Annotated in this window: 21 protein-coding genes and 1 rRNA gene; 14 read left to right on the top strand and 8 right to left on the bottom strand. The window is 39.5% G+C overall.

Annotated features, from left to right (window positions below; genetic code table 11):
* The 7 genes from rrf to mscL all read left to right on the top strand — a co-directional run.
* Window positions 1-98, top strand: a 5S ribosomal RNA gene (rrf, locus tag QP437_RS08120); the annotation flags it as partial.
* Window positions 99-220: 122 nt separating this feature from the next.
* A complete protein-coding gene (gene def / locus QP437_RS08115; protein WP_054418403.1) occupies window positions 221-730 on the top strand; it encodes a peptide deformylase in 510 nt (169 codons plus the stop codon).
* A gap of 59 nt (window positions 731-789) precedes the next feature.
* The gene (gene fmt, locus QP437_RS08110; protein WP_005695056.1) at window positions 790-1,746 is read left to right on the top strand and encodes a methionyl-tRNA formyltransferase; all 957 of its coding nucleotides are present in this window, start codon (window positions 790-792) and stop codon (window positions 1,744-1,746) included.
* On the top strand, window positions 1,746-3,083 hold the full coding sequence (gene rsmB / locus QP437_RS08105) for a 16S rRNA (cytosine(967)-C(5))-methyltransferase RsmB (protein WP_285267504.1): 1,338 nt from the start codon (window positions 1,746-1,748) through the stop codon (window positions 3,081-3,083). Before fmt ends, rsmB begins: the two co-directional genes overlap by 1 nt.
* The gene (locus tag QP437_RS08100) at window positions 3,084-3,899 is read left to right on the top strand and encodes a glycosyltransferase family A protein (RefSeq protein ID WP_102703824.1); all 816 of its coding nucleotides are present in this window, start codon (window positions 3,084-3,086) and stop codon (window positions 3,897-3,899) included. It begins immediately after the preceding gene.
* Window positions 3,896-5,272, top strand: a complete 1,377-nt coding sequence (gene trkA, locus QP437_RS08095) for a Trk system potassium transporter TrkA (protein ID WP_285267503.1) — start codon at window positions 3,896-3,898, stop codon at window positions 5,270-5,272. The genes QP437_RS08100 and trkA overlap by 4 nt, the downstream gene beginning before the upstream one ends.
* A 78-nt stretch (window positions 5,273-5,350) precedes the next feature.
* Entirely contained in the window at window positions 5,351-5,734 is a 384-nt protein-coding gene (mscL, locus tag QP437_RS08090) for a large-conductance mechanosensitive channel protein MscL (protein ID WP_054418413.1), read from the top strand.
* Window positions 5,735-5,795: 61 nt separating this feature from the next.
* Here the strand turns inward: mscL and ispF are convergent, their stop codons facing one another.
* From ispF to ftsB, 3 genes are read right to left on the bottom strand one after another with little or no spacing between them, the layout of a single operon-like run.
* Window positions 5,796-6,272 carry a 2-C-methyl-D-erythritol 2,4-cyclodiphosphate synthase gene (gene ispF, locus QP437_RS08085; protein ID WP_285267502.1) on the bottom strand — a complete coding sequence of 159 codons (477 nt, stop codon included), beginning with the start codon at window positions 6,270-6,272 and terminating at the stop codon, window positions 5,796-5,798.
* The gene (ispD, locus tag QP437_RS08080; protein ID WP_285267501.1) at window positions 6,269-6,952 is read right to left on the bottom strand and encodes a 2-C-methyl-D-erythritol 4-phosphate cytidylyltransferase; all 684 of its coding nucleotides are present in this window, start codon (window positions 6,950-6,952) and stop codon (window positions 6,269-6,271) included. The genes ispF and ispD overlap by 4 nt, the downstream gene beginning before the upstream one ends.
* The gene (ftsB, locus tag QP437_RS08075; protein ID WP_070592728.1) at window positions 6,952-7,230 is read right to left on the bottom strand and encodes a cell division protein FtsB; all 279 of its coding nucleotides are present in this window, start codon (window positions 7,228-7,230) and stop codon (window positions 6,952-6,954) included. The genes ispD and ftsB overlap by 1 nt, the downstream gene beginning before the upstream one ends.
* A 250-nt stretch (window positions 7,231-7,480) precedes the next feature.
* On the opposite strand from ftsB, the gene QP437_RS08070 reads away from it, so the two are divergent.
* Window positions 7,481-8,299, top strand: a complete 819-nt coding sequence (locus QP437_RS08070) for a 5'-nucleotidase, lipoprotein e(P4) family (protein WP_070776263.1) — start codon at window positions 7,481-7,483, stop codon at window positions 8,297-8,299.
* Window positions 8,300-8,366: 67 nt separating this feature from the next.
* Here the strand turns inward: QP437_RS08070 and fabR are convergent, their stop codons facing one another.
* Together fabR and oxyR are read right to left on the bottom strand one after the other, a co-directional pair.
* Window positions 8,367-8,990 carry an HTH-type transcriptional repressor FabR gene (gene fabR / locus QP437_RS08065; RefSeq protein ID WP_054418423.1) on the bottom strand — a complete coding sequence of 208 codons (624 nt, stop codon included), beginning with the start codon at window positions 8,988-8,990 and terminating at the stop codon, window positions 8,367-8,369.
* A 25-nt stretch (window positions 8,991-9,015) separates the two neighbouring features.
* Window positions 9,016-9,921: a DNA-binding transcriptional regulator OxyR gene (gene oxyR, locus QP437_RS08060; protein ID WP_285267500.1), complete on the bottom strand. Its 906-nt coding sequence runs from the start codon at window positions 9,919-9,921 to the stop codon at window positions 9,016-9,018.
* 131 nt (window positions 9,922-10,052) lie between these two features.
* Between oxyR and pgdx the strand changes: the two genes are divergently transcribed.
* Window positions 10,053-10,778, top strand: a complete 726-nt coding sequence (gene pgdx / locus QP437_RS08055; RefSeq protein WP_070582851.1) for a hybrid peroxiredoxin PGdx — start codon at window positions 10,053-10,055, stop codon at window positions 10,776-10,778.
* Between the two features lie 105 nt (window positions 10,779-10,883).
* Here the strand turns inward: pgdx and QP437_RS08050 are convergent, their stop codons facing one another.
* Entirely contained in the window at window positions 10,884-11,201 is a 318-nt protein-coding gene (locus QP437_RS08050) for a DUF5389 domain-containing protein (protein ID WP_054418429.1), read from the bottom strand.
* Window positions 11,202-11,297: 96 nt separating this feature from the next.
* On the opposite strand from QP437_RS08050, the gene QP437_RS08045 reads away from it, so the two are divergent.
* Both QP437_RS08045 and QP437_RS08040 read left to right on the top strand, forming a co-directional pair.
* Entirely contained in the window at window positions 11,298-11,873 is a 576-nt protein-coding gene (locus QP437_RS08045) for a rhomboid family intramembrane serine protease (RefSeq protein WP_285267508.1), read from the top strand.
* A gap of 21 nt (window positions 11,874-11,894) precedes the next feature.
* Window positions 11,895-12,650 carry a DeoR/GlpR family transcriptional regulator gene (locus QP437_RS08040; protein WP_049373094.1) on the top strand — a complete coding sequence of 252 codons (756 nt, stop codon included), beginning with the start codon at window positions 11,895-11,897 and terminating at the stop codon, window positions 12,648-12,650.
* A 422-nt stretch (window positions 12,651-13,072) separates the two neighbouring features.
* On the opposite strand, the gene trmL is transcribed toward QP437_RS08040, so the two are convergent.
* Complete coding sequence (trmL, locus tag QP437_RS08035) at window positions 13,073-13,549, bottom strand: tRNA (uridine(34)/cytosine(34)/5-carboxymethylaminomethyluridine(34)-2'-O)-methyltransferase TrmL (protein WP_054418431.1); 477 nt, start codon at window positions 13,547-13,549, stop codon at window positions 13,073-13,075.
* A 9-nt stretch (window positions 13,550-13,558) separates the two neighbouring features.
* Window positions 13,559-14,143 carry a 16S rRNA (guanine(966)-N(2))-methyltransferase RsmD gene (gene rsmD, locus QP437_RS08030; protein ID WP_054418433.1) on the bottom strand — a complete coding sequence of 195 codons (585 nt, stop codon included), beginning with the start codon at window positions 14,141-14,143 and terminating at the stop codon, window positions 13,559-13,561.
* 98 nt (window positions 14,144-14,241) lie between these two features.
* On the opposite strand from rsmD, the gene ftsY reads away from it, so the two are divergent.
* Genes ftsY through ftsX form a run of 3 tightly spaced genes read left to right on the top strand, consistent with a single transcriptional unit; the run spans window position 14,242 to window position 17,312 of the window.
* Complete coding sequence (ftsY, locus tag QP437_RS08025; protein WP_285267499.1) at window positions 14,242-15,699, top strand: signal recognition particle-docking protein FtsY; 1,458 nt, start codon at window positions 14,242-14,244, stop codon at window positions 15,697-15,699.
* A gap of 14 nt (window positions 15,700-15,713) precedes the next feature.
* Window positions 15,714-16,370, top strand: a complete 657-nt coding sequence (gene ftsE, locus QP437_RS08020) for a cell division ATP-binding protein FtsE (protein ID WP_285267498.1) — start codon at window positions 15,714-15,716, stop codon at window positions 16,368-16,370.
* Window positions 16,371-16,379: 9 nt separating this feature from the next.
* Window positions 16,380-17,312: a permease-like cell division protein FtsX gene (ftsX, locus tag QP437_RS08015; RefSeq protein ID WP_197542666.1), complete on the top strand. Its 933-nt coding sequence runs from the start codon at window positions 16,380-16,382 to the stop codon at window positions 17,310-17,312.
* The last annotated feature ends 26 nt before the right edge of the window (window positions 17,313-17,338 follow it).

Here is a 17,338-nt window from a genome sequence, read left to right as displayed (position 1 = left end):
GTGGTCCCACCTGACCCCATACCGAACTCAGAAGTGAAACGCCGATGCGCCGATGGTAGTGTGGGGCTTCCCCATGTGAGAGTAGGACACCGCCAGGTACTGAATCTGAACCCCGAGCTGAATGGCTTGGGGTTTTTGTTTATGGAGTTTTCAATATTTTAGCAAAGCGTTGATTCTATGATACAATCATCGCTGTAATTTTTATAAAACAAGAGAAAATATGACCGCACTTAATGTATTAATTTATCCAGATGATCACCTAAAGATTGTTTGTGAGCCAGTTGTCGAAGTCAATGATGACATTCGCAAAATTGTAGATGATATGTTTGATACGATGTACCAAGAAGAAGGCATTGGTCTTGCCGCTCCACAGGTAGATATCTTGCAGCGTATTATTACGATTGATATTGAAGGTGACAAACAAAATCAATTAGTGTTGATCAATCCAGAAATTTTGGCTTCTGAAGGTGAAACAGGTATTGAAGAAGGTTGTTTATCTATCCCTGGATTCCGTGCTTTAGTGCCTCGTAAAGAAAAAGTCACGGTAAAAGCGTTAGATCGTCATGGAAAAGAATTTACGCTTGATGCAGATGGTTTATTAGCAATCTGTATTCAACATGAGATCGATCATTTGAACGGCATTTTATTTGTGGATTATCTTTCACCGTTGAAACGTCAACGTATCAAAGAAAAATTAGTGAAATATAAAAAACAAATTGCAAAACAATAATCAAAAGTGCGGTATAAAATGACCGCACTTTTCCTATCAATACCATAACGTAGAACATTATGAAACCATTGAATATCATCTTTGCTGGTACGCCGGACTTCGCAGCACAGCATCTTACTGCACTCTTAAATTCACATCACAATATTATTGCTGTTTATACGCAGCCAGATAAACCGGCTGGCCGCGGTAAAAAATTGCAGGCGAGTCCTGTAAAGCAATTAGCAGAACAGCATCAAATTCCTGTTTATCAACCAAAATCCTTGCGTAAAGAAGAAGCACAAGCAGAACTTAAAGCATTAAATGCTGATGTAATGGTTGTTGTCGCTTATGGTTTGATTTTACCTCAAGCGGTGTTGGATATGCCTCGTTTAGGTTGTTTAAATGTGCATGGTTCTCTCTTACCTCGTTGGCGTGGTGCTGCACCTATTCAGCGATCTATTTGGGCAGGGGATCAACAAACAGGTGTGACGATTATGCAAATGGATATGGGTTTGGATACTGGCGATATGTTGCACAAAGTGTATTGCGATATTGATGATCAAGAAACCTCCGCCTCGCTTTACCATAAATTAGCTGAAATTGCGCCATCTGCATTGATTGATGTTTTGGATCATTTGGAAGAAGGGAAATTCATTGCGGAAAAACAAGATGATAGCCAAAGTAACTATGCAGAGAAACTTTCCAAAGAAGAGGCTAAATTAGATTGGTCGCTATCGGCAGCCCAGCTTGAACGTAATATTCGCGCGTTTAATCCTTGGCCGATTAGTTTCCTACAATTAACTGATGAACAAGGTAATGAACAAACCTTAAAAGTTTATGCTGCTACCGTGTTGCCACATGTGGATAAACCAGCTGGGACGATTTTAAGTGTCGATAAAAAAGGTATCCAAATTGCCACGAAAGAAGGCGTTTTAAATTTATTGCAACTTCAGCCCGCAGGCAAGAAACCTATGTCTGTGCAAGACTTCCTCAATGGTCGAGCAGATTGGTTCCAGGTCGGTAAGGTTCTAAACTAATGGTATCTCAACGCAAAAAAACGGGAAAATCGACCGCACTTTCGGTACGCGCTATTGCTGCTCAAGTTATTTTACAGGTTTTAGATCAAGGTAAGTCCTTATCAACGTTACTTCCAGAAGTGCAATCGCAAGTAAAACCACAGGATTTACCTTTATTACAGGAAATCACCTTTGGTATTTGTCGCCTATTGCCTCGTTTAGAAAATATTATAAAAAAATTATTAGATAAGCCATTGAAGGGGAAAACCCGCATCGTGCACTGCTTGCTATTGGTGGGATTGTACCAATTACTTTATATGCGTGTGCCCGCTCATGCGGCGGTAGATGAAGTAGTTAATGCCACAAAATCATTGAAATCAGATAGTTTCCGTGGTTTGGTTAACGGTGTATTGCGTCGCTTCTTACGGGAAAAAGAAGATATTCTTTCCGTAGTAGATAAAAATTGGCAAACGCTTCATCCTGAATGGTTTGTGAATAAACTCAAAAAAGCTTATCCGAATTGGCGTGAAATTATTGAAGCAAATAACCAAAAGCCACCAATGTGGTTACGGGTCAATCAACAGCAAAATAACACGAAAACTTACCGCACTTTATTGGAAGAGCAAGAGATAGTCTCATTGGAATGTGATAATCCACATGCTTTACGTTTAGCTCAACCGCTTTCTGTCTCGAAATTACCAAATTTTGAGCAAGGCGCAGTAACAGTCCAGGATCTCAATGCCCAATGGTCCGCTTTATTGCTTGAGCCACAAAATGATGAATTAATTTTAGATGCTTGCGCGGCTCCAGGTGGGAAAACAACGCATATTTTAGAAATAGCGCCACAAGCGAAAGTGATTGCGCTTGATGTCGAGGCTCATCGCTTAAAACGCGTCGAAGAAAATCTTACCCGTTTGAATCAACAGGCGGTTGTCGTTTGTGGTGATGCGACCGAGCCAGAAAAGTGGCTCTCAGAAATAGGTTTAAGTGGTGCATCCTTTGATCGTATTTTATTAGATGCACCTTGCTCAGCAACGGGCGTAATTCGTCGTCATCCAGATATTAAATGGTTACGTCAAGAAACGGATATTGCTCAATTGGTTGCCTTGCAAGGGCAAATTCTAAAAGCACTTTGGGCAAAATTGAAACCTAATGGCATTTTGCTTTACGCGACTTGCTCGGTGCTTCCTGATGAGAACAGTCAGCAAATACAGCGTTTTTTAGCTGAAACATCCAATGTAGAATTGATGCCATTGCCGTTTGAACAAACGGAAAATACGATAGGAATCCAATTCTTACCACAAGAGAATGGCGGGGATGGGTTCTATTATGCAAAATTGAGAAAACGGTTAGCTTAAATGAATTTGCCTTTAATTGATGTCGTCATTCCTTGCTATAACACTGAACAAACGCTTGTTCGTGCAGTGGAGTCTGTGTTGCAGCAAAATAATCTTGGTCACCTTTGGCTGATTGATGATGCATCGACAGATAATACATTTGCATTAGCCTTACAGCTTGCAGAACAATATCCAGACAGAATCTCCGTCGAGCAAATGCCAAAAAATAGCGGTGTTGCGATGGCTCGAAATTGGGGCGCGATGCTCTCTGCTAAAAGTGCGGTCGATTTTGTTGCGTTTTTAGATGCTGATGATGCATACGAACCTGGTGCATTGGAAGTGGCTGCAGCAACCTTTCATTTTCAGCCAGATACTTCAGTCGTGAGATTAGCATTAAAGCCGATAAATTTAGCTCAACGCTATGCAGAACACCCTAATTTTGATCTGGCATGGCAATATATGCGCATGACCTGCGGGGGAAATATCATTTTCAATAAAGCTTTTTTCTTAGCGTGTGGCGGATTTCCAACACATCAATTATTCAGAGAGCTCGGCGGTGAAGATGGCGCTTTAGGCATTGCAACCACTAAAACGGCAAAAGTAGCGACATTATTTGAAGATGTAGGCGTGTTGCATTTTTGTCGTGAAGGTATGCATGCGGAACGTTTACTCGACGGCCTATTATTTGGTAAACAAGATCCAGCGATTACCGCAGAAAAAATGGCAAAAGCTGAACAAGTCACATCGAACATTTGTCGCCGTATTGAGGCATTAAAGTGCGGTCTAAATTCAGCTGAAATTGGTATCCGACCTTTGGTTGTGGAGAGAACAGAATGAAAATAATCATCTTAGGTGCAGGGCAAGTAGGCACAACGCTTGCGGCAAATTTAGTGAGTGAAGATAACGATATCACGCTAGTCGATAATGAATCTCAACATTTGCAGAATTTGCAAGATAAGCATGATTTACGCGTGGTTAAAGGTTCCCCTTCTTCACCCAAGGTTTTGCGTGATGCAGGAGCCGCTGATGCAGATTTGATGGTTGCAGTAACGGCATCAGATGAAATCAATATGATTGCTTGCCAGTTGGGATATACCCTTTTCAATACCCCAACACGTATTGCACGTATTCGTAATGCGGAATATTTGCGTGAGAAAGATAAATTATTTAATGATGAAAACGTCCCCATCGATCATCTGATTTCACCAGAAAATTTAGTTACGGATGAGATTACACGTTTAATTGCTTATCCAGGTGCCTTACAAGTGGCGCATTTTGCCAATAATCGAATTAGCATTGTGGTTGTAAAAGCCTATTACGGTGGTCCGTTAGTGGGCTATGCACTATCTGCTTTTAAAGAGCATATGCCACACATTGATTGCCGTATTATTTCGATTTTACGTAATGATAGATTAATTCGTCCGCAAGGCTCGACCATTATTGAGGCGGGCGATGAAATCACATTCATTTGTGCGACAGAGCACATTAAAGCGGTGATGAGTGAGTTGCAACGCCTTGAGAAAACCTACAAACGTATCATGATTGTTGGCAGTGGAAATATTGCCTCAGGTGTGGCGAAACAGTTAGAAGATAAGTATCAAGTAAAACTCATTGAGCGCGATGGAGAAAAAGCGAAAGTTTTAGCTGAAAGACTTTCTAAAACCTTGGTTTTCCATGGTGATGCTTCTGACCAAAATTTGCTTTTTGAAGAGCATATTGAGAGCGTCGATGTCTTTTTATCTCTAAGTGCGGATGATGAAGCTAATATTATGTCGGCGTTACTGGCAAAACGCCTAGGGGCTAAAAAAGCCATGGTGCTTATTCAACGCATGGCATATATCAATTTGATTCAAGGTGGAACCATTGATATTGCGGTTTCACCACAACAGGCAACAATCTCAGCTTTATTAGGACATGTGCGTAAAGGGGATATCAAAAGTGTGGCCTCTTTGCGTCATGGTACCGCGGAAGCCATTGAACTTGTGGTACATGGCGATTCGACTACATCCAATGTGGTTGGAAGACAGATTGGCGATATTAAACTTCCAGTTGGTGCAATGATTGCGGCAATTTTACGTAAAAATGAGGTTATCATTGCATGTCGTCAGGTGACCATTGAAGAAAGTGATAGTGTCATTGTTTATATTAATGACAAGAAATCTGTGTCAGAAATAGAAAAATTATTCCAACCAAGTGCATTTTTTATTTAAATAACAGTTTACTTTTTAATCTAAAAATCTATAATACGCACTCTTTTAATTTTTTAAACCAACACAAAAGGAAATTTTATGAGCTTTCTTAAAGAATTCCGCGAATTCGCAGTACGCGGCAACGTAGTAGACATGGCAGTCGGTGTGATCATCGGTGGTGCTTTTGGTAAAATCGTAAGTTCACTTGTCGGCGACGTAGTAATGCCTGTATTAGGTATCTTAACTGGTGGCGTAGATTTCAAAGATTTAAAAATCACGTTAGCACAAGCAGTAGGTGACACTCCAGCAGTAACTTTAAACTACGGTGCATTTATTCAAAACGTATTTGACTTCATCATCATTGCATTCGCAATCTTCATGATGATCAAAGGTATCAACAAGGTGAAAAAACCAGTAGAAGAAGTAAAAGGTCCTTCACAAGAAGAATTACTTGCTGAAATTCGCGATTTATTAAAAAAATAATAAGAATTTAATGTGAATAAAAAAGGTTGGTATTTTACCAACCTTTTCTTTTATCTGAAATTTAAGCTTTGAGTAATAATGCAACAGCCTCGCAAGCAATGCCTTCACTTCGACCTGTAAAGCCAAGTTTTTCTGTTGTGGTTGCTTTTACGTTCACTTGCTCAATATCGCACTGTAAATCTTCCGCAATCTTCGCTCGCATTGCATCGATATGAGGACGCATTTTAGGGGCTTGTGCAATAATAGTTACATCCACATTACCCACCTTATAAGCTTTCTCTTGCACCCGGCGGAATGCTTCTCGTAATAAAACGCGACTATCTGCATTTTTATATTGCATATCAGTATCAGGGAAGAGTTTACCAATATCCCCTAATGCTGCCGCACCTAATAAGGCATCCGTTAAGGCATGTAAGGCGACATCACCATCAGAATGGGCAATAAATCCAGTATGGTAAGGCACTTCAACGCCACCAATAATTAAAGGGCGATCTTCACCAAAAGCATGAACATCAAACCCATGTCCAATTCGTATCATAGAGTTTTCCTTGTTAAATAAAATTCGGCTAAAGCTAAATCTTCTGGACGTGTCACTTTAATATTATCACTTCGTCCCGCGACTAAGTGCGGTCGAAATCCAGCCAGTTCCATCGCAGAGGCCTCATCTGTAATATTAGCACCTTGAGATAGCCCCTGTTCAAGTGCATTTCTTAATAGATCGCAACGGAAAAATTGAGGTGTTTGTGCAAGCCAAAGTTCAGCGCGATCTTCTGTTTTAATAATATCTTGTTGTTTATTCGCGCGTTTAATCGTATCGACCGCTGGAATGGCCAAAATAGCGCCGTGTTCACCATCGATTTGGAGCAATTTATCTAAATCTTGATGTGTTAAACAAGGTCTGGCTGCATCATGCACCAATGCCCAAGCATGGTCATTTTTAATCGCTTTTAGCCCATTGAGAACTGACTCGGCTCGTGTTTCACCCCCTTCAACGAGAGTGATATTTTGATGAGGAAATAAAGTCATTTCAGAAAGATAGGGATCATTTTTTCCTACTGCAAGAATAACGCGATTGATTGCAGGATGGGATAGAATCACAGAGAGAGTATGTTCCAGAATCGTCTTGTCTAGGATTTTCAGATATTGCTTAGGTTTGTTTGCCTGCATACGGCTTCCAACACCCGCAGCAGGAATGACGGCAATAATTTCACGGTTCATTATTTATGCTCTTTGACGATGTGATAGAACACCTCGTTTGGTTTTACCATATCGTGGCCCATGCGAGCACGTTCTTCAATAGATTCAAAGCCTTTTGTTAACCCTTGAATTTCAGCTGAAATCATTTGATTTCTTTGTGAGAGCTTTTCATTTTCAGCTTTATTCTCTTTGATTTGAGCTGCGACATCTTTGTAATCAAAATATCCATTTTTACCAAACCAAAGATCGTACTGAAATAGCACGAGAACACCCACTAAAATTCCAATGAAAAGACGCATAAATTACCTATTATTTCTGAAAACTTGGGATAGTTTACCGTGAAATACAGCGAAATGCGATGAAAAAGTGCGGTTAAAAATAAGATGATTTTTGAAGTGATCTTATTCGGCTTATCAGGTAACTTAAAACTTAAAAATGTGATCTCTCTCACAAATCAGTTATAAAGTTTGATAAACCCATAGTCACTGCCCGAATAGGCTTGTTATACTTTTGCTTGTCATTATGACTTTTTAACAGAAGGAACAATCAATGAAAACAACATTAAAACTTACCGCTATTGCAGCGATGTCAGCATTTATTTTAACTGGTTGTGCGACTCAAAATAAGAGTGCAGAAGCGGATGCGCAGCTTCAACAACAAGCGGTATTAGGTCTTAACTGGATTCAACAATCAGGTGAATATCAAGCCCTTTCTTACCAAGCATACAATGCGGCAAAAGTGGCATTTGATCACGCTAAAGTGAAAAAAGGTAAGAAAAAAGCTGTTGTGGTGGACTTAGATGAAACCATGTTAGATAACAGCCCTTATGCAGGTTGGCAAGTTCAAAACAATAAACCATTTGATGGCAAAGACTGGACTCGTTGGGTAGAAGCTCGTCAATCAGGTGTGGTACCAGGTGCAGTAGAATTCAATAACTATGTAAATACCCATGGCGGTAAAATGTTCTATGTTTCTAATCGTAAAGACAGCAATGAAAAAGCAGGTACGATTGATGACATGAAACGTTTAGGTTTTAATGGTGTTGAAGATTCAGCGTTTTACTTGAAAAAAGATAAATCACCAAAAGCAGCACGTTTTGAAGAAATTGAAAAACAAGGTTATGAAATCGTCGTTTATGTGGGTGATAACCTAGATGACTTCGGTGATGCGATCTACGGTAAACAAAATGCAGAACGTCGTGATTTCGTGGCACAAAACAAAGCGAAATTTGGTAAAACATTCATCGTATTACCTAACCCGAACTACGGTGGCTTTGAAGGCGGCTTAGCAAAAGATTATTTCAAAGGCGATTCAAGCAGCAAAGTGAAAGCACGTTTAGATGCAGTTAAAGCTTGGGATGGTAAATAATTCCCTTCTTGAGATAAACAAACACCCGCAGAGATGCGGGTGTTTTGTTTTAGTCTAAAACTGCAGTCTATTTTCGCATCATTTTTTCTTTATGAGATGCGAAGTCCGCACCTTTTGCCAGCATGCGAAGTTGTAAAATAACACGCTCTTTGAGTAAATCTTGTTCAGCTTTTGTCATGTCTAAGGCGTTGGAGCCAGCTGTGAATACGATGGTTACCATTCCCTCAGCCTGAACATAAGACACATATTGCGAGTAGTGATTTTTCTTTGCAATGTATTCAGCTAATTCATCGACAAAGTGTTTGATTTCACGAGCGGCTGCGGTACGGAAAGCTTGAGAAGTCCCCGAACTTTCACGTAAGAGCAAACGGAACACGTTGGTGCTGTGAGTGATAAATTCAAAAAAGGTTTCCACGGATACGCGGATCACACTACCGCCAGCATCAATACGTTTACGCGCTTGGCGCATTAATTGACGGAGGGTTAAACCTGCTTCATCTACCATTTCTAATCCGAGCTCATCCATATCACTAAAGTGGCGATAGAAAGAAGTTGGTGCAATGCCCGCTTCACGGGCAACTTCACGCAAGCTTAAATTAGAAAAGCTTTTTTCTGCACTCAATTGATTGAATGCTGCGTCAATTAAAGCTCGACGGGTTTTTTCTTTTTGAATTGCTCGAACACCAGCCATTGGGTTTTCCTCAGCTTATGATAAATTATTTTTTATTCGCTAAAATCGATTTAACTTGTTCACTGACCGCATTTGCAACGCGTTCGTAACGATTACGTAACGGTGAACCTGGGCGGTAAACAAGCGCAATAGTACGAGACGGTTCTGGCGAATGGCAAGGAATATATTTTACACCTGCACGTGTGCCTTCATTTAATACAGCAAGTTCTGGCATAAAGGTGATACCTGCATTAGCTGCCACCATATTACGCAACGTTTCAAGGCTAGTGGCTTGAAAGTGAGAGTCTTCTTTAGCACCGGCCGTAAAACAATAATCGAGTGCTTGATTACGTAAGCAATGCCCATCATCCAACATAAGCATTTCTTGCCCTTTTAAGGTATTCATGGCAATTTTACTTTCTGAAGCCCAAGGATGTTGGTCGGATACAGCGAGTAACATTTTTTCATCAAAAATAGGCACTTCGATAAACGCTTCAGTTTCGGGTACGCGAGCGACAATCGCACAATCTAGGCGGCCCGTTTCTAATTGTTCTAATAATTGATGGGTTTGAGCTTCGTAAAGAAATACTTCAAGATCAGGGAAAGTTTCTTTCAATGTTGGTACAATGTAAGGTAGTAGATAAGGACCAACAGTTGGGATGAGTCCAATGTGTAATGGACCCGTCATTTCTTTACCTTGATTGCTAGCCATTTCTTTGAGTAATTTTACTTCGCGTAATACAGTGCGAGCTTGATCGACAAGTAACATGCCCGATTGCGTGAAGAGTACTTTACGGCTCGTACGTTCAAGTAAAATAATGCCTAACTCATCTTCGAGTTTGCGGATTTGGCCACTTAAAGTGGGTTGGCTAACATTGCAAGAATCCGCCGCTCGACGGAAATGTTTAAACTCGGAAAGGGCTACTAAGTATTCTAAATCACGAATATTCATGGGGTTCTCACTTTATAGAATATGTCAATTAAAAGGATAGAATTAATTGATTATGACTATATCACAAAACTCTCTATAATGCCTATCAAGTTTTTAAGGCAAATTCATTTAACTAACAGAGGAGACACATTATGTCTAATATGGAAGGAAAAAAAGTCCCACAAGTTACATTTCGTACTCGTCAAGGTGATCAATGGGTTGATGTGACTACATCTGAATTATTCGACAACAAAACAGTTGTTGTTTTCTCATTACCGGGTGCGTTCACGCCAACTTGTTCATCTTCTCACTTACCACGTTATAACGAGCTTGCACCAGTGTTCAAAAAACATGGCGTAGATGATATTTTAGTTGTGTCTGTAAACGATACTTTCGTAATGAATGCTTGGAAAGAAGCAGAAGAAGCACACAATGTAAAATTTATTCCAGATGGCAACGGTACTTTCACTGAAGGTATGGGTATGTTAGTCGGAAAAGATGATTTAGGTTTTGGTAAACGTTCTTGGCGTTATTCTATGCTCGTGAAAAATGGCGTAGTGGAAAAAATGTTTATTGAACCAAATGAGCCAGGCGATCCGTTTAAAGTATCTGATGCCGATACCATGTTGAAATACATTGCACCAGATTTCCAAGTGCAAGAATCAATCGCCATCTTCACAAAACCAGGCTGTCCATATTGCGCGAAAGCAAAACAACTTTTACGTGATAAAGGTTTAAGCTTTGAAGAAATCGTATTAGGTCAAGATGCAACTATCGTGAGTGTACGTGCGGTTTCTGGTCGTGCAACTGTGCCACAAGTATTCATCGGTGGTAAACACATCGGCGGTAGCGACGATTTAGAAAAATACTTTGCATAATTGATTGTCAGGTAGGAAATTTTTTATATTTTTGATTATTAGGAACATAAGTTAAAAGGGAGCGAAAGCTCCCTTTTTGTTGTTTGTGATTTTGTTTTTATATTCTTAAGCATTAAAGCCAATGTAGCAAACCGAAACTAAAACAATGTAAAAAATGACCGCACTTAGTAGCAATAATTTTACGGCAAGTTTAGGTTTGTACTGATGCAATTTATAAAGTAAGCGTGCAATCAAAACCAAAACAAAGGGATAAACCCAAAAGATAATCGAGAAAAGATCGATCTGAAAGTCGCTTAATGTTGGGTTTTTCGCAAAAGCAGTGGAAAGCAGAGAGGCCATAGGCCACAGTAAAATGGGTAAACAAAATGCCGCGATTCCCCAAGCGAAGCCGCTAAATCCTGTCGGCATAGTTTGTTTTTTCATAATGAACCTTATATGATTGACGAAAAATAAAAAGGAATATAACAAATGCCGTCTTTATTTGATAGTGAAACCGATGTGCCAGAAGAGAGAAAAGTATTGAAACGCACATTGAGCGCACAAAAAATCACGTTTATTTTGACCGCACTTTGCGCGGTGATTTATCTCTTGCAGAATGTAGGATTTAAAGAGCCAATTGTGGATTTATTTCATTATCCTGCTTATTCTTGGGAAGATCAGGAAGTATGGCGCTATTTCACCCATGCTATTGTTCATTTGTCGGTACCCCATATTTTATTTAATCTTTCATGGTTCTGGTTATTTGGTGGCGCAATTGAGCGCCGATTTGGTTCTTTCCATTTTTTATTATTGGTCTTAGTGTCTGCCGCAGTGAGTGGTGTTGTACAGGATTACTTTACCGGTCCAGCCTTTTTCGGGTTATCTGGTGTCGTTTATGCCGTGTTAGGTTATGTGTTGGTGGTGGACAAATTGCACCCACATAGCTTTGACTTACCAGAAGGCTTTTTCACGATGTTGCTGGTAGGGCTTGTATTTGGCTTTATTAGTCCGCTTTTTGGTATTAATATAGGCAACGCTGCCCACATTTCAGGCTTTATCTTAGGATTGGTTTGGGGATTTCTGCAGAGTAAAATTAAGGCTAAATCGTTTAGCTAATTCAAATTTATAGGCATTTATATGAAGCAATCATTACGCCATCAGAAAATTATTGAGCTTGTGAAGCTAAAAGGCTATGCCAGTACTGAAGAGCTGGTTATTGAACTGGAAGTCAGCCCACAGACCATTAGACGCGATCTGAATATCCTTGCGGAACAAGATTTAATTCGTCGTCATCATGGTGGCGCGGCACCTTCTTCTACCGCAGAAAATTCTGATTATATTGAACGTAAACAATTTTTCCCTTCCCAAAAAAGCGCCATTGCTCGTGAAGTGGCAAAACGTATTCCAAACGGTGCCTCCTTATTTATTGATATTGGTACCACGCCTGAAGCTGTAGCAAGTGCTTTATTAAACCATGAACGGTTACGTATTGTGACGAATAATATCAATGCCGCTCATTTATTACGCCAAAATGAAACCTTTGATATTACGATGGCAGGCGGTTCTTTGCGTAAGGATGGTGGAATTATCGGTGAGGCAACGGTTAATTTTATTTCGCAATTCCGTTTAGATTTCGGGATTCTGGGTATTAGTGCAATCGACCTTGATGGCTCATTATTGGACTATGATTATCACGAAGTCCAAGTGAAGCGAGCTATTATAGAAAGTTCGCGCCAAACTTTATTAGCGACCGATCATTCGAAATTCTCTCGACAAGCGATTGTGCGATTGGGTGAGCTTAAAGATGTGGATTATCTTTTTACTGATGATGTGCCAAAACAAATTGCGGATTATTTAGAAAATAGCAATACAAAGTTAGTGATTTGTAAATGATAGAAATAGGAAGTGCGGCCAAAATTGACCGCACTTTTTTTGTAGGCATCCATGCTTAGCCACTGCTGTTTCGACCAATTCAAAATTAACCCCATTCATGCCAACATCCTTATTAATATGAGATAAGGCTAATTTTGCTGCATATTAAATTTTAGGGATAAAAACGGACGACAAATCATTCGACTGCCAATTCTTTATTTAGGACTACGGGGAAGGTTTGCTTGAAGAGTCAAGAAAGACAAGATCTTGATAGATCAAGTGGAGTACATCGAGATCCCTCTCTAAATGTAATTTATTTATACTGCTGTTTTTAAAAAAAGGGAATATTAAAATTACAAATATGTGATCGAGATCACAATTTAAATGCAAAAAGAAAGCCACTTATTTTTGTTTAGAAAATAAGCGGCTATTTTACAGATTTTTTATCGATTTAAATTCACAGCGCCTTCATAACCAAGTTGTCGCCACGCCTCATAAATTGTTACGGCTACTGAGTTAGATAAGTTCATGCTACGGCTATTTGCTGTCATAGGAATCCGGATTTTTTGCTCCATTGGCATGCTATCTAAAATAGACATAGGAATACCACGTGTTTCTGGACCAAACATTAAATAATCCCCTAATTCAAATTGCACTTCGCTATGCGCAGGACCACCTTTAGTGGTGAGGGCAAAAAGACGTTTAGGTTTTTCGCTTTCCAAAAAGGCTTCAAAGGTTTTATGTTTTTTGATTTCAGCAAATTCATGATAATCCAAGCCGGAACGACGTAATTTTTTATCATCCCATGTAAAGCCAAGTGGCTCGATTAAATGAAGGCGAAAGCCAGTGTTCGCACAAAGACGAATAATATTTCCTGTATTTTGTGGAATTTCAGGTTCGTATAACACAATATCTAACATAATGATTTCCTAATCTTTTTGATACAGGCGGTAACTCACCATTCCTGTGGTTTTTTCTTTTAGTAATTGCCAATTGTCAGGCACGCTAAGCGGTTTATCTTTTTCTGTTTCAACATAAATCAACGCATGGGGTAACAGCCAATTCTTTTCCTCCAAGAGAGCAATTGCTTGTTCTGCTAAGCCAAAATGAAAAGGTGGATCTAAAAATACCACATCAAAGTGCGGTTGATTTTGCACTTGTTTTAAAAATTCTAAACTATTTTGATTGATTACCTGAGCTTGTTCACTCGTTGTTTTTAGCGTTTGCAAATTTTTCTTTAATTGGTTTGCCACATTTTTATCTAACTCTAAAAATGTCACCTGTTTCGCTTGGCGAGAAAGGGCTTCAAAACCAAGTGAGCCACTGCCTGCAAAGCAATCAAGACAATGGCTATCCACAATGTAAGGCATCAACCAGTTGAATAAGGTTTCTTTTACGCGATCGCCTGTTGGACGCAAACCTTCAGCATTTAAAACCGGTAATTTTCGTCCACGCCAAAGACCCGCGATGATTCGAACTTCGCCTTTGGCATTTTGAACTTGCATTTTTTTCATAAAGAAACAGATTTTTAGTGAAAATTGTGCTTAGTTTAGACGATTTTTTGCTAGAATAGGCAGTATTTTTTACAGATTTGTGTTTAAGAGAAGAATTTATGTCAGAAGAAAAGAAAAAAGGTGGATTTTGGGCCTCCCTTTTTGGTCGCAATAAAAAGCAAGAAGAACAAAAAATTGAGCCAATTATTGAAGAGCCATCTGTCGAACCTGCCGATGTTTCACCTGAGGAAGAAATTGTTCACGCTGAAGGGAACATTCAATTAGAACAAGTTGAACAGGAAGAATTACAGGAATTAGCTGAACAACTGCAAGAAGATAAAGCAGAAGAGGTCGTTGTTGAGCATCTTGAACCTATCGTAGAACAAGTGATTTCACCTGAAAGTGCGGTCAATATTGAACCTGTTTTAGATACACCGATGATTGAAACAATTGATGAAGAAACGGTAAAAACAGAAGAAATTTCAACCGCACTTCCTACAGAAGAGCTAGCAGAAAGCATTATTGAACCAGATAATGTCATTGAAGATCTTCCTGTGGCTGAAGCGGAGATTGAGCCTGAAATTGTTGACGATGTTAAAGACGAATTACGTTCAGATAGCAATACCGAAACGCAAGAAAAACCAAGTGAAGGTGGCTTTTTCAGTCGTTTAGTCAAAGGCTTACTCAAAACCAAGCAAAATATTGGTGCGGGTTTCCGCTCTTTCTTTTTAGGCAAGAAAATTGATGATGATTTGTTTGATGAGTTGGAAGAGCAACTTTTGATTGCGGATATTGGCGTACCAACAACCAATAAGATCATTAAGAATTTAACTGAGCACGCAAGTCGTAAACAATTACAAGATGCGGAATTACTTTACCAACAACTTAAAGTTGAAATGGCGGAGATCTTAAAGCCTGTTGCACAGCCGCTAGTTATTGATACCACTAAAAAACCGTATGTTATTTTAATGGTTGGCGTGAATGGTGTAGGTAAAACAACCACAATTGGTAAGTTAGCTCGTAAATTCCAAAATGAAGGTAAATCAGTCATGTTAGCAGCAGGGGATACTTTCCGTGCGGCAGCAGTAGAACAACTTCAAGTATGGGGTGAGCGTAACAATATTCCGGTGGTGGCACAAAGTACGGGTTCAGATTCTGCGTCGGTGATTTTTGATGCGATGCAATCTGCCGCAGCACGTAACATTGATATTTTAATTGCGGATACGGCAGGACGTTTACAAAATAAAAATAATCTCATGGATGAATTGAAGAAAATTGTTCGCGTCATGAGAAAATACGATGAAACCGCACCGCACGAAATTATGCTTACTCTTGATGCGGGTACAGGACAAAATGCAATTAGCCAAGCGAAACTCTTTGATGAAGCAGTTGGACTAACCGGTATCTCATTAACCAAGTTAGACGGTACAGCAAAAGGTGGGGTAATTTTCGCCATTGCAGATCAGTTTAATTTACCAATTCGTTATATTGGTGTGGGTGAAAAGATTGAAGATTTACGCGAATTTAATGCAGAAGAATTTATTGAAGCATTGTTTGTTCACGAAAATGAAGAATAAAAAGGAATAATAAAGTGATTCGATTTTCAAATGTCTCTAAAGCTTATCACGGTGCGACTCAGCCGGCCTTGCAGGGTTTGAATTTTCATCTTCCTGTCGGAAGTATGACTTATCTTGTTGGTCATTCAGGTGCGGGTAAAAGTACCTTGCTTAAATTAATCATGGGAATGGAAAAGGCGAATGCCGGAAATATTTGGTTTAATGGTCATGATATTACGCGTTTGTCTAAATATGAAATCCCATTTTTACGTCGTCAAATCGGTATGGTTCACCAAGATTATCGTTTATTAACGGATCGTAACGTGGTAGAAAATGTGGCGCTGCCATTGATTATTGCTGGCATGAACCCGAAAGAAGCACATACACGTGCATTGGTTGCATTAGATCGTGTGGGCTTACGTAGTAAAGCGAATTATATGCCGCCACAAATCTCAGGTGGGGAACAACAACGCGTAGATATCGCACGCGCAATCGTACATAAACCGCAACTTTTATTAGCGGATGAGCCGACAGGTAACCTTGATGATGAACTTTCCTTAGGGATTTTTAATCTTTTTGAAGAGTTTAATCGTTTAGGCATGACAGTCTTGATTGCGACACACGATATCAATTTAATTCAAAAAAAACCAAAACCATGTCTTGTACTTGAACAAGGCTATTTACGCTATTAAGGATAAAAAATGACAAGACGTATTGATGCTTCTTTTGGCGTGCAAACTGCCTATACTTTGCGTTCTGTTTGGGGCGATTTGGTAAAACGTAAATTTGGTACATTGCTAACAATTTTAGTCATTGCCGTGTCTTTAACGATTCCAACGGTGAGCTATTTGTTATGGAAAAATTTACATTTAGCGACGACTCAATTTTATCCGGAAAGCGAACTCACAATCTACTTACACAAAAATTTAAGTGAGGAAGATGCTAACTTAGTGGTGGAAAAAATCCGTCAACAAGAAGGCGTGGAATCTTTAAATTATGTTTCTCGCCAAGAAAGCTTAAAAGAATTCAAAAGTTGGTCTGGTTTTGGTGAAGAATTAGAGATTTTAGATGATAATCCATTACCGGCAGTCGTGATGGTGAAGCCGTCTAAAGACTTTAATGCATCTGAAAAACGAGCAGAATTACGTACCAACTTAAATAAAATTAAAGGTGTGCAAGAAGTTCGTTTAGATAACGATTGGATGGAAAAATTGACCGCACTTTCGTGGTTATTTGCGCATGTGGCAATTTTCTGCACGGTTTTGATGACTATTGCGGTATTCCTTGTTATCGGAAATAGTATTCGCTCGGATGTCTATAGTAGCCGAGCAAGCATTGATGTGATGAAACTATTAGGTGCGACAGATCAATTTATTCTTCGTCCTTATCTTTATACCGGTATGATTTATGCGGTGTTGGGCGGATTGGTTGCAGTACTGTTTAGCAGTCTTATTGTCGGGTACTTTACTTCAGCGGTGAAGTATGTGACGGATATCTTTGCGGTTACATTTGAGCTCAATGGATTAGGCGTTGGTGAGCTAATCTTCTTATTAGTCAGTTGCTTGATTATGGGTTATGTTGGTGCTTGGATTGCTGCAACAAGACATATTGCAATGTTAGATAACAAACTATAGATTTCATTTATATTAAAGTGCGGTCA

It is taken from the genome of Haemophilus sp. UMB1048, assembly GCF_030218125.1.
Classification (GTDB): Bacteria; Pseudomonadota; Gammaproteobacteria; order Enterobacterales; family Pasteurellaceae; genus Haemophilus_D.
The sequence above is the reverse complement of the archived record's forward strand: the minus strand, read 5'-3'. Positions and strand labels throughout refer to the sequence as shown.

Excerpts from the sequence above, each read along its gene's own strand:
- def (WP_054418403.1), top strand. The coding sequence starts at position 221 with ATGACCGCACTTAATGTATTAATTTATCCAGATGATCACCTAAAGATT.
- fmt (WP_005695056.1), top strand. The coding sequence starts at position 790 with ATGAAACCATTGAATATCATCTTTGCTGGTACGCCGGACTTCGCAGCA.
- rsmB (WP_285267504.1), top strand. The coding sequence starts at position 1,746 with ATGGTATCTCAACGCAAAAAAACGGGAAAATCGACCGCACTTTCGGTA.
- QP437_RS08100 (WP_102703824.1), top strand. The coding sequence starts at position 3,084 with ATGAATTTGCCTTTAATTGATGTCGTCATTCCTTGCTATAACACTGAA.
- trkA (WP_285267503.1), top strand. The coding sequence starts at position 3,896 with ATGAAAATAATCATCTTAGGTGCAGGGCAAGTAGGCACAACGCTTGCG.
- mscL (WP_054418413.1), top strand. The coding sequence starts at position 5,351 with ATGAGCTTTCTTAAAGAATTCCGCGAATTCGCAGTACGCGGCAACGTA.
- ispF (WP_285267502.1), bottom strand. The coding sequence starts at position 6,272 with ATGATACGAATTGGACATGGGTTTGATGTTCATGCTTTTGGTGAAGAT.
- ispD (WP_285267501.1), bottom strand. The coding sequence starts at position 6,952 with ATGAACCGTGAAATTATTGCCGTCATTCCTGCTGCGGGTGTTGGAAGC.
- ftsB (WP_070592728.1), bottom strand. The coding sequence starts at position 7,230 with ATGCGTCTTTTCATTGGAATTTTAGTGGGTGTTCTCGTGCTATTTCAG.
- QP437_RS08070 (WP_070776263.1), top strand. The coding sequence starts at position 7,481 with ATGAAAACAACATTAAAACTTACCGCTATTGCAGCGATGTCAGCATTT.
- fabR (WP_054418423.1), bottom strand. The coding sequence starts at position 8,990 with ATGGCTGGTGTTCGAGCAATTCAAAAAGAAAAAACCCGTCGAGCTTTA.
- oxyR (WP_285267500.1), bottom strand. The coding sequence starts at position 9,921 with ATGAATATTCGTGATTTAGAATACTTAGTAGCCCTTTCCGAGTTTAAA.
- pgdx (WP_070582851.1), top strand. The coding sequence starts at position 10,053 with ATGTCTAATATGGAAGGAAAAAAAGTCCCACAAGTTACATTTCGTACT.
- QP437_RS08050 (WP_054418429.1), bottom strand. The coding sequence starts at position 11,201 with ATGAAAAAACAAACTATGCCGACAGGATTTAGCGGCTTCGCTTGGGGA.
- QP437_RS08040 (WP_049373094.1), top strand. The coding sequence starts at position 11,895 with ATGAAGCAATCATTACGCCATCAGAAAATTATTGAGCTTGTGAAGCTA.
- trmL (WP_054418431.1), bottom strand. The coding sequence starts at position 13,549 with ATGTTAGATATTGTGTTATACGAACCTGAAATTCCACAAAATACAGGA.
- rsmD (WP_054418433.1), bottom strand. The coding sequence starts at position 14,143 with ATGAAAAAAATGCAAGTTCAAAATGCCAAAGGCGAAGTTCGAATCATC.
- ftsY (WP_285267499.1), top strand. The coding sequence starts at position 14,242 with ATGTCAGAAGAAAAGAAAAAAGGTGGATTTTGGGCCTCCCTTTTTGGT.
- ftsX (WP_197542666.1), top strand. The coding sequence starts at position 16,380 with ATGACAAGACGTATTGATGCTTCTTTTGGCGTGCAAACTGCCTATACT.